3 protein-coding genes and 1 pseudogene are annotated in these 14,691 nt (G+C 70.2%); 2 read left to right on the forward strand and 2 right to left on the reverse strand.

Annotated elements, in window-relative coordinates; translation table 11 throughout:
- Positions 1-9 precede the first annotated feature (9 nt).
- On the reverse strand, positions 10-5,046 hold the full coding sequence (locus L3V85_RS18695) for a non-ribosomal peptide synthetase (RefSeq protein WP_237674240.1): 5,037 nt from the start codon (positions 5,044-5,046) through the stop codon (positions 10-12).
- Positions 5,043-12,337, reverse strand: a pseudogene (locus tag L3V85_RS18705) (amino acid adenylation domain-containing protein). The gene L3V85_RS18695 and the pseudogene L3V85_RS18705 overlap by 4 nt, the downstream one beginning before the upstream one ends.
- 554 nt (positions 12,338-12,891) lie before the next feature.
- On the opposite strand from L3V85_RS18705, the gene L3V85_RS18710 reads away from it, so the two are divergent.
- Both L3V85_RS18710 and L3V85_RS18715 read left to right on the forward strand, forming a co-directional pair.
- Positions 12,892-13,758 carry a class I SAM-dependent methyltransferase gene (locus L3V85_RS18710; RefSeq protein WP_237674243.1) on the forward strand — a complete coding sequence of 289 codons (867 nt, stop codon included), beginning with the start codon at positions 12,892-12,894 and terminating at the stop codon, positions 13,756-13,758.
- Positions 13,759-13,862: 104 nt separating this feature from the next.
- On the forward strand, positions 13,863-14,594 hold the full coding sequence (locus L3V85_RS18715; RefSeq protein WP_237674244.1) for a peptidoglycan DD-metalloendopeptidase family protein: 732 nt from the start codon (positions 13,863-13,865) through the stop codon (positions 14,592-14,594).
- Positions 14,595-14,691 lie beyond the last annotated feature (97 nt).

Raw genomic sequence — 14,691 nt, forward strand, 5'->3', positions numbered from 1 at the left:
GTTCTTTCTTCAGCCCTTGCGCAGCCAGCCGCCGAGGGCGCGCCCCAGCAGGCCGCCGCGCGGCGGCGTGGCGGCGGCGGGCAGGCCCTGCAGTTCCGACGGGATGCTGTCCGGACCGGCCGTGTGCACCGGATGGAAGGTCGACGACGCGGCGATCTGCCCGAGGTTCTCGAACAGGTAGCGGCGCGGCTCCACGCGGTAGCCCAGCAGCAGCTCGGTCTGCTGCACTGCCCGCAGCACCAGCAGCGAATCGCCGCCCAGGTCGAAGAAGTTGTCGCTCGCGCGGATGTCGTTGACGTCGATGCCGACCACGCCGGCCCACACCTGCGCCAACTGCGCCTGCTCGGGGTTCATCAGGCCGGTCTTTGCCTTGGGCGCGCCCGGTGCCGCGCTGGCCGGCGCCTCGGCACGCGACGTGTCGGCGGCCAGCTTGCGCAGGTAGGCGGCGCTGCTGGAGCCTTCGGCGCTCGCGATGTAGGCGAGGCTGCCTTCGGGCCGGTCGGCGGCGCGCTGCAGCAGTTCGAGGTAGCGCTCGCGCAGCTGGGCGCCGGTCTCGCGCAGGTAGATGTCGGCGTTGTAGATCAGCGCGCCTTCCAGGCCGCCGGGCTTGTCCATCAGCCACACGCCGATGTCGTCGGTGGCGCCGCGCTGCATCAGGTGCATCTGCCGCGTCTGCAGGCTGCCCAGGCGGCGCGAGCGGTCGCGTGCATCCTGGAACGAGAACATCGACTGGTACGGGCCCGAGGCCTTGGCCTGTCCGCCGGAGCCGGGCTCGGCCATCAGGCGCTCGAACGGCACCTGCTGGTAGTTCATGAGCGTGAGCAGCTCTTCCTTCACGTAGCGCATGAAACCGGGCAGCGACTGGCGCATGTCCACCTGCAGCGACACCGGCAGCACGTTGTTGAAGACGCCCATCACGTCCTCGGTTTCGGGCTGCTGGCGCCCGCGCACCGGGTTGGCGATGACGATGCTGTCGGAGCCGATGGTGCAGGCCATGGTCAGCGCGTAGAGGCCGAAGGTCAGCATGCTGAGCGTCACGTCCATGCCGCGCGCCACTTCGCGCAGCCGCTGCGTGGTCGCCAGGTCGATCTGGATCCACTGCGTGCCGCCCTGGCCGCTCTTGCCGGCGCGGCGCGGCATGTCGGTGTTGGGCAGCCGGGGCAGCGGCGCGGCGGCGAAGCGCTTGCGCCAGAAGCCGATCTGCTCGTCGAACGCCGGCTCCTGCATCCACTGCGCGAGCCATTCGGCGTAATCGCCGTGCGTGGTCGCGATGGCCGGCAGGCCGTGCGGACGGCCGCGCTCCGCGGCGTCGTACAGCGCGGAAAGCTCGCGCTGCATCAGGTCGAAAGACCAGCCGTCCCACACCAGGTGATGCGGCACGAACACGAAGGCATGGTCGCGCTCGTCGAGCCGGAACAGCGCCGCATGGGCCATCGGCGCGCGGTGGATGTCGATGGGCCGGTCGGCCAGCTCCTGCATCTGCTCGGCCAGTTCGGCCTCGCGCTGGTCGGCGGGCAGGTCGCGCAGGTCGATCACCGGCAGCGAGAAATCCACAGACTGCGCAATCGACTGGACAGACTGTCCGCTGACCGGATCGGTGCCCATGCTGGTGCGCAGCGCGGGCTGGCGACGGATGATCTCGCGCAGCACCGATTCGAAGCGCGCCGCGTCGAACTCGCCCAGCAGCCGCTGCGCCGACGGCGCGTTGTAGACCGAGCGGCCGGGGTGCAGCTCTTCCATGAAGCGGATGCGCTCCTGCGACGGCGTCATCGGCGCGGTCGCGCGGTCGGGGCGGTGCGCCAGCGGCACGCGCTCGCCGACACCTGCGCCCTGCAGCGCCTCGACGGCCACGGCCAGCCGCTCGGCGGTGGGCGCCTCGAACAGGGTGCGCAGCGGCAGCGTGATCTGGAACTCGCGGCTCAGCAGCGTGGCCAGCCGCGCGGCCAGCAGCGAATGGCCGCCCATGGTGAAGAAGTCGTCCTTCATGTCCAGGCCGGGCAGGCTCAGCACCTGCTCCATGGCCGCGAGCACCTTGCGTTCGCTGTCGCTGCGCGGGCCGGCGCCGCGCTGCATGTTTTCGCGCGGCACGGCCTGCGGCGCGGGCAGCGAGGCGCGGTCGAGCTTGCCGTTGGGCAGGGTCGGCAGGCTGGCGAGCGTGACCACGTGCTGCGGCAGCATGAAGGCCGGCAGGCTGGCCTGCAGGTGCCGCATCAGCGCGTCGAGGTCGAAGGCGGCGCCGGCCGCGTTGGGTGCCAGCGCGAGGTAGGCCACCAGCCGCACGTCGCCGGGGTTGTCCTCGCGCGCCACGACCACGCTGCGCGAGACGCCGGCAACCTCGTTGCAGCGGGCCTCGATCTCGCCGGGCTCGATGCGGTAGCCGCGCACCTTCACCTGGAAGTCGAGTCGGCCCATGTGCTCCAGCAGGCCGTCGTTGCGCCAGCGGCCGCGGTCGCCGGTGCGGTACAGGGCCGTGGCGTGGCCGAGGATGCGCGCGGTGACGAAGCGCTCGGCCGTGAGCTCCGGCCGTTCGTGGTAGCCCAGCGTCACGCCGTCGCCGCCGATGCAGATTTCGCCCGGCACGCCGAGCGGGCAGGGCCGCAGCTCGGCATCGAGGATCCACACCTGCGTGTTGTCGATCGGATGGCCGATCGACACGCCGCGCGAGGCCACCACGTCGCGCTGCATGTTCCACACGGTCGACCACACCGTGGTCTCGGTCGGGCCGTAGACGTTCCACAGCTGCTCGCAGCGTTCGAGCAGTTCCAGCGCCAGCCGCGGACGCACCGGCTCGCCGCCGATCCAGCCCCGGAAGCCCGAGGCGCCGGGCCACTGGGCGTCGAGCAGCAGTTGCCACATGCCGGGCGTGGCCTGCAGGATGGTGACGTCTTCTTCCTCGAGCAGGGCGCGCAGGCGGTTGCCGTCCATGGCGGTCTCGCGCTGCACCATCACGATCTCGGCGCCGGCCGCGAGCGGCAGCAGCAGCTCGGCCACGGCGATGTCGAAAGACAGCGTGGTGACGGCCGCGATGCGGTCCATCGCGCCGATGCCGGGCTCCACGCGCATCGACTGCAGCAGGTTGGCCACGGCGCGGTGCGGCACGCACACGCCCTTGGGCTTGCCGGTGGAGCCTGAGGTGTAGATCACATAGGCCGGGTCTTCGGCACCGGCGTCCTGCTCGCCGGGCTCGAGCGCGTCAGCGGGGGCCTGGTGCCAGGCGGTGTCGCGGTCGATCTCGAAAATGCGCAGGCCTGCGTCGGCGCGCCACTGGCGCGGGGCGGCCGCGATGTCGGAGGTGGTGAGCAGCAGGCCGAGCCGTGCGTCTTCGGCGTAGTGGTCGAGCCGCGCCTGCGGAAAAGCCGGGTCGAGCGGCACGTAGGCGGCGCCCGACTTCAGCACCGCCAGCAGCGCCACCAGCATGTCGGTGCCGCGCTCCAGGCACAGGCCCACGCGCTGGCCCCGGCCGATGCCGCGCTCGCGCAGCGCATGCGCCAGACGGTTCGATTGCGCATCGAGTGCGGCGTAGCTGCTGCGGCGCGCGCCGTCGCGCAGCGCCGGGCGGTCGGGCTGCAGCAGGGCGCGGGCGACGAAGCCGGCATGCGCCAGGGGTTCGCCCAGCAGCTCGGTGGGCGCGGGCTGCAGCGCGGCCAGCACCAGCGAGGCCTCGGTCGACAGCACCTCGAGCCGGCCGATGGCCTCGGACGGGTCGCGCGTGGCCGAGCGCAGCACGCACTCGAACATGTCGAGCCAGCGCTGCACGCTGAGCTCGTCGAACAGGCCCGTGTTGTACTGGGCCTCGATCACCAGCCCGCCTTCGAGCGGCCGCAGGTTCAGGAACAACTCGAAGTTCTCGTACTGGCGCGGCACGGTGTCCTGCTTGACGGACAGGCCCACGAAGCTGTCGGTGCCGCTGGCCACGTCGGGGTCGACGTTGAACATCACGCTCACCAGAGGCAGCCGGCTGGCGTCGCGCTGCAGCGAGAGCTGGCCGAGCAGCGCGCCATAGGTCAGCGACTGGTGCTCGAAGGCGTCGAGCACCGCGGTGCCGCATTCGCTCATGAGTTCGTCGAAGCGCAGATGCGCATGCGCATTCACGCGCAGCGGCAGCAGGTTCACGCAATGGCCCACCAGGCCGGGCATGTCGCGCGCCAGCTGGCCCGAGGCCGGAATGCCGACCACGATGTCGTCCTGCCCCGTGAGGCGATGCAGCGTGGCGACGAAGGCGCCGAGCAGGCCCGCGAACAGGCTGGTGCCGGCCTTGGTGCTGACAGAGCGCATGGCGGTGACCAGGCGACGGTCGAGCGTGCGTTCGGTGCGCAGCGACGTGAAGGTGCGCACGGCCGGGCGCGGATGGTCCAGCGGCAGTTCGAGCACGGGCGGCGTGCCGCCCGAGAAGCGCTCGAGCCAGTAGTCCACGTGCTGCTGCATGTCGGGGTGCGCCGCCTCGGCGGCTTCCTCGGCCGCGAAGTCGGCGAAGGACGGCGCGGCCTTCAGCCGCAGGCCCTGGCCGATCTGCTCGGCATACAGGTGGCCCAGTTGCTCGGTGATGACCGCCCACGACCAGCCGTCGCACACCACGTGGTGCGCCGACATGACCAGTTCATGCTCGTCCTCGCCCAGCCGGTAGAGCACGGCGCGGAACAGCGGCCCGTGCTCCAGCGAATAGGGCGTGCACACCGCCGCGTTGCGCGCCGACTCGAGCACCTGCTCGCGCGACGATGCATCGAGCGCGGCAAGGTCCATCATGCCCATCGGCTCGGCCGGCGCCTGGCCGACGAGCATGCAGCCGCCGTCCGGCGCGATGGTGGCGCGCAGCGACTGATGGCGCTCGACCAGCTCGGCCATGGCAAGGCCCAGGGCGCGCGCATTCAGCGGGCCGTGCAGGCGCAGCAGCACCGATTCGTTGTAGGCCAGCGAAGCCTCCGGGCTCAGCATGGCGCCGAGCCAGACTTCGCGCTGCGATTCGGTGGTCGGGATGACGCACTCGATGATCCCGCCGGCGGCGGGGCCCGTTCCGTTGCCGGTGGCGGGGCGCAAGACGGCGTTCATGCTGCGGCCTTTCCATTGACGAGGTGGCCGGAGGCCTGGGCCGACGACTGGGCTTCAGGCACGTACCAGAAGGGTTGGCCGTCGACGTCGCGCGCCAGCACCGAGCCTTCTTCCGTCGGCCTGCGCGTGTCGAAGCTGGTCACGACCGCCGCGCGGCGCGGCAGGAAGCCGGACTCCTGCATCTCGGCCACCGATTCCTTGAAGGCGCGCTGGATGAAGGCGATGTCCTCTGCGCTGTGCGCGCTGGTGAGGAAGCACGGGAAGTTGTCCAGGATGTGCACGCCGCGGCTGCGCATCATGGCGAACAGCAGGTCCTGCAGTGGATGGTCTTCGAGCCAGCTTACGCGCCACAGCGAGCCGAAGTGGCGAATCTCGATGGGCGCGCCCACCTCCTTGCACCAGGCCGACAGTTCCGAAGCCATGGCACCGGTGCTGCTGGTGAGGCCGGCCTGCAGCGCGGGGCCGGCCTGCTTCAGGTGCGTGAGCGAGGCCTTGGCCGCGGCCAGCGCCAGCGGGTGGCGAACGAAGGTGCCGGCGAAGTAGGTCACGCCCACGCCGGGAATGGAGTCGTCGCCGTACTGCCACGGGCCGCCGTCGAGCGCGTCCATGAACTCGCGCTTGCCCGCGATCACGCCCACCGGGAAGCCGCCGCCGATCACCTTGCCGTAGGTGGCGAGGTCGGCGCGCACGCCGAACAGCTCCTGCGCGCCGCCCAGCGCGGTGCGAAAGCCGGTGATGACCTCGTCGAAGATCAGCGCGCAGCCGCTCCTGGCGGTGATCTCGCGCACTTCGTGCAGGAACTCGCGCGGCTGGAAGTCGGGCCGGCGGCTTTGCACCGGCTCGGCCAGCACGGCGGCCAGGTCGTCGGCGTTCTCGCGGATGAAGGCCAGCGCCTCGGGCGTGCCGTAGTCGAGCACGCGGATGTCGCCGAACATGCCGCTCATCACGCCCGGCGCGGCCGACAGACCCTTGCCGCCCTTGCCGGCGCGCACCAGCACTTCGTCGAAGGTGCCGTGGTAGGAGCCGGTGAACACCACCACCGTGCTGCGGCCGGTGACGGTGCGCGCGATGCGCAGCGCGGCCATCACGGCCTCGGAGCCGGTGTTGCACAGGCCGGCGCGATCGCAGCCGGTGAGCTCGCAGATGAGCGCGGTGACTTCGGCTGCCAGCGGATGCTGCGGGCCGATCTCGTAGCCGTCGTCCAGCTGCTTGCGCACGGCTTCCTGCACGAAGTCGGGCTGCCAGCCGAACATGTTCATGCCGAAGCCGTTGAGCGCGTCGACGTATTCGTTGCCGTCCAGGTCCCACATCTTCGAGCCCTTGGAGCGCTCGATGACGATCTGGTAGGTGATCTCTTTCGTGACCGGGCGGAAGCCGTTGACCACGCGCGGGTCGGCCATGTGCGGGCGGTTGGCCTCGGTGAACTGCTTGCTCTTGAGCGTGCGCTCGATGTAGCGGCGCATGAAGGCGGCGAGCCGCGCCTTCTGGCGCCCGCTGGGCTCTGCGGTGCGCTGGGTGTGGATGCGGGCGATGGCGCCGAAGGCCTTGGTGACGTCGTAGCGCAGCGGCTCCTTCGACGGAACGGGCTCTTCGGCGGCGGGTGTCGCGACCGGCGCTGCGACGGCCGGCGCCGGCATTGCCTGCAGCATCACCGGGGCGGCCGGCGCCGCGCCCGACAGCAGGGCCAACTGCTGGCGCATCAATTCCATTTGCTGCGCAATCAGCTGGGAGATGGGGCTGGACGCCACATTGCCTTGCATCGGGGCATGCACCAGCGGCGCGGGCATCACGGGCTGGAGCACCGCGGGCGCTTCGGCCGCTGGTGCCGCTGCCGCCACCGGCGCGGCTTCAGGCGGCAGGCTCTCGCGCAGGAACGCGGAGAGCGCGTCGAAGCAGCGGTAGTTTTCCATCAGCTGCCGGAAGCTCAGGTTGACCTTGAAGTGCTTCTTGATCTGCGTGGCCGCCTGGGTCAGCGTGAGCGAGTCCAGGCCTAGCTCGCCGAAGGGCGCGTGGCCCTCCGCTTGCGCCATGTCGATGCCGGAGATGTCCTCGAACAAGGCGCGCAGGCGCGCATCGACAGGCGGGGAGGACGCGGAGGGAGGAAGAGGCGAAGTCGCTGCAGCTGTCACGATCGGCTCCAAAGGGGTGGGGGTGGCGGAAGGGGCGGGCGAGGCGGAAAGGGGGCGACCGGGGTCTCGGGGATCGCGGCGATTGCAGGCATGGCGGCGATGTCGACCCAGAAGCGCTTGCGTTCGAACGGGCTGGTCGGCAGGCACACGCGCTGCGCGCCAACGCGGCTGGACAGGCGCGACAGCTCGACGTCGGCTCCGCAGGTCCAGAGCCGGCCGACGGCCAGGCGCAGCGTGCGGTCTTCGTCGGCGAGCTCGCCGTGCAGCAGCGGCACTGCGGTGCTCGCGCCGTGCTGGCGCACCAGCGTGGACAGGGTGTTGCGCGGCCCGGCTTCGATGAAGAGCGGCTGCGCGGCGTGCGCCATCGCGGCGCGCACGGCTGGCGAGAAGCGCACCGCGCCGCGCAGGTGCCGCGCCCAGTAGGCGGGGCTGGTGGCTTCTTCCGCCTCCAGCAACATGCCGGTGAGCGTCGAGAAAATCGGTGTCTGCGGCGCATGCAGCGCGACCTGGCTCACCAGCGCCTCGAAGGGCGCGACGGCGCCGTCCATCATGGCGGAGTGGAAGGCGTGCGATGTCTGCAGCGTGCGGCATGCGATGCCCTCTGCTTCCAGCGCGGCCTGCAATGCGGCAATGGCCTCGAAGGGGCCGGCGGCGACGCAGGCTGTGGGGCCGTTCTCGGCGGCGAGCGAGAGCGACGGGCCCAGCTTTTCCATCAGCTCGGCCGCGCCTATGCGCACCGACAGCATCGCGCCCGCCGGCAGCGCCTGCATGAGCGCGCCGCGCCGTGCGACGAGTCGCGCCGCGTCTTCGAGCCGCATCACGCCCGCAAGCACCGCGGCGACGAATTCGCCCACGCTGTGGCCCATCAGCGCATGAGGCCGCACGCCGGTGGCCAGCAGCCGCCGCGCCAGCGCGTACTCGATGGTGAAGAGCGCGGGCTGGGTGACGGCCGTGGGCGACAGGGCCTTCGGGTCGTCCGAGAACATGCGCTCGCGCAGGTCGAAATCGGTGGTGCCGACGACGGCGTCGATGCAATCGTCGAAGGCGGCGGCGAACACCGGGTCGGCCGCATGCAGCAGCCTTCCCATGCCGGCGTACTGCGCGCCTTGGCCGGGGAACATCAACACCGGCTGCGGCGCGCGCGAGGCGAGGCGCCCGCTGGCGCGCCAGGGTGAATCAGCGGTGCGCAGCGCGGCGACGGCCTGCGCCGTGTCGGCTGCCACGATCACGCGACGGAAGGCGTGGGCCTTGCGGCCGACCGCCAGCGTGTGGGCCACGTCGGCCAGCGGCTGGTCCGCATGCGCCTGCAGGTGCGCCGCGAGCTGTTCGGTGGCAATGTCCAGCGCGGCCTCCGAGCGGGCCGACAGCGGCAGCATCTGTTCGCCGGTGGCCAGCGGCGATGCCGGCCGCTCGGGCGCTTCCTCGACGATGACGTGCGCATTGGTGCCGCCCACGCCGAAGGAGCTGACGCCCGCGCGGCGCGGCAGGTCGCCGCGCGGCCACGGCTGCAGGCTGGCGCTCACGCGGAACGGCGTGCGCGCGAAATCGATGGCCGGGTTGGGCGCCTCGAAGTGCACGGTCGGCGGGATCTGCGCGTGGTGCAGCGCCAGCGCGGTCTTGATGAGCCCCGCCGCGCCGGCGGCCGTGACCATGTGGCCCACGTTGCTCTTGAGCGAGCCCAGCGTGCAGTAGTCGAGCGCGTCGGTGTGCTCGGCGTAGGCCACGGCCAGTGCCTCGACTTCGATCGGATCGCCCATCGGCGTGGCGGTGCCGTGCGCCTCGACATAGGAAATGCTGCGCGCGTCGACCTCGGCCGCAGCCAGCGCGGCGCGGATGACGGCCGCCTGCCCGTCGACGCTGGGCGCGGTGAAGCTGGCCTTGGCGCCGCCGTCGTTGTTGACGCAGGCGCTGCGCAGCACGGCGTAGATGGTGTCGCCGTCGGCCTGCGCGTCGGCCAGCCGCTTGAGCAGCACCACGGCCGCACCGTCGCTGAAGACCGTGCCCTGGGCCTTCGCGTCGAAGCTGCGCGTGTGGCCGTCGGGCGAGAGCATCGAGCCCTCGTTGTAGAGATAGCCGCTGCGCGGCGGGCAGGTGACCGACGCGCCGCCCGCCAGCGCCATGTAGCACTGGCCGGTGCGCAGCGCATGGAAGGCATGGGCCACCGCCACCAGCGAGGTCGAGCAGGCGGTGTGCACGCTGACGGCCGGGCCGGTGAGGTTGAGCCGGTTCGCCACCCGCGTGGTGATGTAGTCCTTCTCGTTGGCCAGCATCACCTGGAACTCGCCGACCGGCTCCACCAGGTCGGGCCGGGTGCTCACATGGCGCTGGAAGTAGGTGGCGTTGTACATGCCGGCATACACGCCCACCGGGCCGGGCGCGGCGTCGGGCACGTAGCCGGCGCGCTCCAGGCATTCCCAGCAGATCTCGAGGAACACGCGCTGCTGCGGGTCCATGAGCTGCGCTTCCTTGGGGCCGATGCCGAAGAAGGCGGCGTCGAAGTTCTCGATGCCGTCGATCACGCCGCGTGCGCGCACGTAGGCGGGGTCGCGGCGCAGCGCCTCGCTCACGCCGGCGTCGAGCGTGGCGTCGTCGAAGAAACTGACGGTGTCGCGGCCGGCGACGAGGTTGTCCCAGAACTGCTCGACATCGGCGGCACCGGGGAAGCGGCCGGCGGTGGCGATGAGGGCGACCGCTTCGGAAGCCGGCGCTGCAGGGCGCGGCGCGGACGGCGCTGGTTGCACAGGCGCTTCGACCGGCGGACGCATCCGCGCGGCCATCGCCTTCGGCGTCGGGTCGCGGAAGAACAGGTTGGTCGACAGCGGCAGCGCGGTGTCGCGCTTGAGCTCGGCCAGCACCTGCAGCACCAGCAGCGAATCGCCGCCGAGGTCGAAGAAGTTGTCGTTACGCCCGACCTTGTCGATGCGCAGCGCGCGGGCGAAAGCTTCGCACACCTGCTGTTCGACGGCGTCCTGCGGCTCCTCATAGGGCTGCGAGAGCTCGGGGCGGCCGGCGGCGGGCTCGGGCAGCGCGCGGCGGTCGAGCTTGCCGTTGGGCGTGACGGGCAACTGCGCAAGCCATACCTGCGCGGCGGGCATCAGCGCCGCGGGCAGGCGGGCCGCGAGATGGCTGCGCAGCGCCTGCCAGGACAGTTGCCGGCCGCGCGCCACGAGATAGGCCACCAGCCGCAGCTGGCCGTCGGCGTCGGGCCGGGCGACCACGGCGCAGGACTGCACTTCGGGATGGGCGAGGATGGCGGCCTCGATCTCGCCGGTCTCGATGCGGTGGCCGTGGATCTTGACCTGGCCGTCGCGGCGGCCGATGAACTCGATGGTGCCGTCGGGCAGCCAGCGCGCCAGGTCGCCGGTGCGGTAGAGCCGGTCGTCCGGACCGCCGAAGGGGTCCGGCACGAAGCGGTCGGCGCTGAGTTCGGGCTGCCGCAGATAGCCGCGCGCCAGCCCGTGGCCGCCGATGCAGAGTTCTCCGACGAAGCCGCAGGGCAGCAGCGCCATTGCGGGGCTCAGCACGCGCAGCACGGTGTCCTTGATGGGCCGCCCGAGCGGCACGGAGCGGGTGTCGGCGGGCAGTGTCGGCGCGATGCGGTGCGTGGTCGCGAAAGTCGTGCACTCGGTCGGGCCGTAGCCGTTGCTCAGGGTCAGGCCGGGCAGGGCGGCGAGCGCGCGCCGCACATGGGGCACCGACAGCGCCTCGCCGCCCGTGAACAGTTGGCTCAGGCCTGCGAGGTGGGTCGGGTCGTCGTCGACTACCGCGTTGAACAGCGCCGCCGTGAGCCAGGCGGTGTGCACGCCGTGGCGCGCGATGGTGCGGGCCAGGCCGGCACCTGTGGGCACGCGTTCGTCGTGCACCACGCAGCAGCCGCCGTTGAGCAGCGGGCCCCAGATTTCGAGCGTGGCCGCGTCGAAGCCCAGTGGCGCGGCATGCAGCATGGCGCGGCCAGGCGCGAGATCCACATAGTCCACGCCGACCACCAGCCGCAGGATCGAGCGATGGCAGATTTCGATGCCTTTGGGCGTGCCGGTCGAGCCCGAGGTGTACATGACGTACGCGACCGACTCGCCGTCGATGGCCGGTTCATTCCATGAACCGCGTTCTGCGTTGTCCAGGGTGTCGTCGAGCAGAAAAACGGCTTGTTCGGCCGGCACGAGGTGCCGGAAGGCTTGCGTGGTGACCACGTGCCGCGCCTGCGCCTCGCCGAACATGTAGGCGATCCGCTCCGGCGGAAAGTCGGTCGGCACGGGAACGTAGGCGCCGCCCGCTTTCAGGATGCCGATCAGCGCCACGACGGCCGCCAGCGAGCGGTCGAGCAGCAGGCCGACGCTGTCGCCGCTTCGCACGCCCAGTTGCTGGAGGCGGCGCGCAATCAGGTCGCAGCGGCGGTCGAGTTCGGCGTAGCTCAGCCGTGCGTCGCCTTCGACGAGGGCGATGGCGTCGGGAGCGGCGTTCACCTGGCGGCGGAACAGGCCGGTGACGGTGAGCGCGGTGTCGAGCCTGGAGGCGGGCGTGTTCCAGCGGAGCAGTTGGTCGTCGCGGCCGGTGCCGGGCACGGTGCGGATGTCGTTCAGCGCGGCATCGGGGCGGGCCAGCAGGTCGGCGGCGGTGTCAGCGAGGGCGGCCAGCAGGTGTTCGGCGGACGCCATGTCCATCAAGCCTGCTGCCGCATCGACATGTAGGGAAGCGGAGGCTTCGTCCAGCCAGAGGAGCAGGCGCGCATCGGGCGTGGCCGTGCCGGTAGCTTCGCGCAGCCACAAAGAGGAGGGCGGCTCTGCGCCGGCAGCCGTGTGAGCCGCAGCGCGGCGAGCGGCATCGAGTTCCGCGAGCCACTCGCCCGCTGGCCGGGTGGCGTCGAAGGCCACGGTCGTGGACACGGGCAGCGCCTGTGCGCCGACCCGCTCATGCAGTACGGGCCAGAGCACGCCGAGCCAGCGCGACTGCAGCAGCAGCCAGGCGGCGGCGAAGAGGGTGTCGGGCAATTGGGCGGCAGTGGCCGGCTGTTGTGCCCGGCGCTGCAGCAATTCGGGTTCGAGCGCGAGCGAAATGGCATGCCGCTCGCTCGGTGTTTCCGGGTTTGCCCGCGACACGAACAGATCGTCCAGAAGAGAATCTGGAGCATCCCGGCGTGCTGGCGAAACAGAATGAATTTCCATGTAAGTACCCGAAAAGAAATACGATGGAACGAATTGAATAGGCCAAATGGCCAGCTATTCAATTGGGCTTTTGAATTCTTGTGTCATGTTTTTTCGTGTCTCGATCCTAGGGTGTTTCCCCAAGCCGATGTGCGAACTTTCGATCTAAGTTACAAGTTGACATAGTTATTTCTGAAACGTACTACCGCAACTGTCACGTCCTGGGTAACTGATGCGCGATTTAGGGCAAAGACAGGCTAGGGGTCGGCCCTCCAGGCGTGGGTAGAAGCCTGCCGAAGCGGGGTACTCATGGGGATGCCCAGAGGGAAAAGGTGCCCGTGCGAGCAGTGCTCGCTGCCCGGGGGAGCGAGCGGAACAAGGCGGCTGTTCCAGAGGGAGCGATGCGGAAAACGCACCGCCACGGCGCGTTCAAAATGAAACCCGGCCGGAAATCAGGCTGTTATTAATCGGTCGAGTCTGTAACCGGATAAAAAACCGCTGTACAAGCCTGAAAAACAAACAAGACTTCATGGTGTATCTGCTTTCATGCGGAATCCACTCAAGGAAAGTCTCGAATGCTCAGCGACATCTTATTACCCGATGTAGTTCTCAAGCGTCGCGGCCTTTATTACGAGTCTGTTCTCCCGGCCAATTCGGATGCATTGACCGCCAATGCCATTTATTTCGGCAATGAGGCCTGGGCCCAGGAATACCTGGATTTCTGCCATCGCGACGCATATTTCAGGAGCCGTTGGCTCGCGGCTGGCGGAGACTGGACGGGCAAGGTGGTGATCGACCTGGGTTGCGGCCCCGGCAATATCTTTGCCACGCTCGGCGGCAAGCCCAGGATGCTGATCGGCGTGGACGTGGCCGGCGGCTCGCTCGAGCTGGCTTCGCGCCTGGGCTATACGGCGGTGCTGGCCGACGCGGCGCACACGCCGTTTCGCTCGCGGGTGGCGGACATCGTGGCCATCAATGCGTCGCTGCACCATTGCGACGACATGAAGGCCGTATTGCGCGAAGGCGCGCGGCTCGTCAAACCCGACGGCCTGCTCATTACCGACCACGACCCGCAATTGACCGCGTGGGATTACAAAGGCCTCGCCAAATGGATGTGGGACGCGCGCCTGTGGGTCTACCGCATGATGCGGCGCGGATTCCACAAGACCGGCAGCCAGCAGTCATGGGGGCTGCAGACCGAAGTGCACCACCGGCCCGGCGACGGGGTCACGCCCGACCTGTTCAGGCGCACCCTGGAGCCGCTGGGCTTCGAGGTCCGCGTCTACCCCCACAACCATCAGGTGGGTGCGCAAGCCCTCGAGGGCGAGGTCGGCCCGGCGCAATGGAAATACCGCATGGGCAACCGGCTGTCGGGCCGCGACCCGGGCGCGCCGGCCAGCGCGCTGTCCCTGATGTGCATCGCCAGGCGCACCGAGGCCTGACGCCGCGCACTGCCGCCACCACCGTCCGGCCTGGGCGGCGAGGGGTCTTCAGCCACTGCTGGTAGGCTCGAACGTCTTCAGGAAAAAAGGAACGGCCAGTGGTTGTGACAGGCAGGAAATGGGGCGCGGGCATCGCGCTGATCGCGGCATTGACGCTGGCGGCGTGCACCACGACGAAGGCCCCGGTGGCGGGGCCCGGCGAATACGTGGTGCAGCCCGGAGACACGCTCTACCGCATCGCCTCCCGGACCGGCCGTACGCCGGGCGAGATCGCCCGCTGGAGCAACCTGCAGGACCCGGACCGCCTGGAAGCGGGGCAGGTGCTGCGCGTGGCACCGCCGGGCGGCGCTTCGGCGCCGTCGGCGGATGCATCGGCGCCGCCACCGCCGCCTCCCAGGGCCGACCGCCCCAGGCCGCCACCACCTCGCCCCGCCGCACGGGAGCCCGACCCGGTCGTGCCGCCGGCCGCGCGCCGCAGCGACTGGGGCTGGCCGGCGCAAGGGCAGGTCGTCGCGGGCTTCAACGGCAGCAGCAACAAGGGCATCGACATCGGCGGCAACACAGGCGACCCGGTGGTGTCCATCGGCAACGGTTCGGTGGCCGTCACCGAGACGCTGCGCGGCTACGGCAGCGTGCTCATGGTCGACCACGGCGGCTCTTATATGTCGGTCTACACCAATGTGCGCTCGGTGCTGGTGAAGCAGGGGCAGCGCGTGCAGCGCGGCCAGAAGATCGCCGAGATCGGCGGCGCCGACGCCGGCCATCCCAAGCTGCACTTCGAAATCCGCTACCGCGGCAAGGCCGTCGACCCCCGGCAGTACCTGCCGGCCCGGTAGGCGGGCAGGGCACTTCGACCGAAAGTTATCCCACGGATTGGGGATGTTCCCCGCTTCCCGGAGGGCGCAGACTCTCGCCCTCATTCGTTCAGGGGGT

This window comes from Variovorax paradoxus, assembly GCF_022009635.1.
GTDB lineage: Bacteria > Pseudomonadota > Gammaproteobacteria > Burkholderiales > Burkholderiaceae_C > Variovorax.

Bases quoted from the DNA above. Each gene is read 5' to 3' on its own strand.
- L3V85_RS18710 (WP_237674243.1), top strand. From the start codon at position 12,892: ATGCTCAGCGACATCTTATTACCCGATGTAGTTCTCAAGCGTCGCGGC.
- L3V85_RS18695 (WP_237674240.1), bottom strand. From the start codon at position 5,046: ATGAACGCCGTCTTGCGCCCCGCCACCGGCAACGGAACGGGCCCCGCC.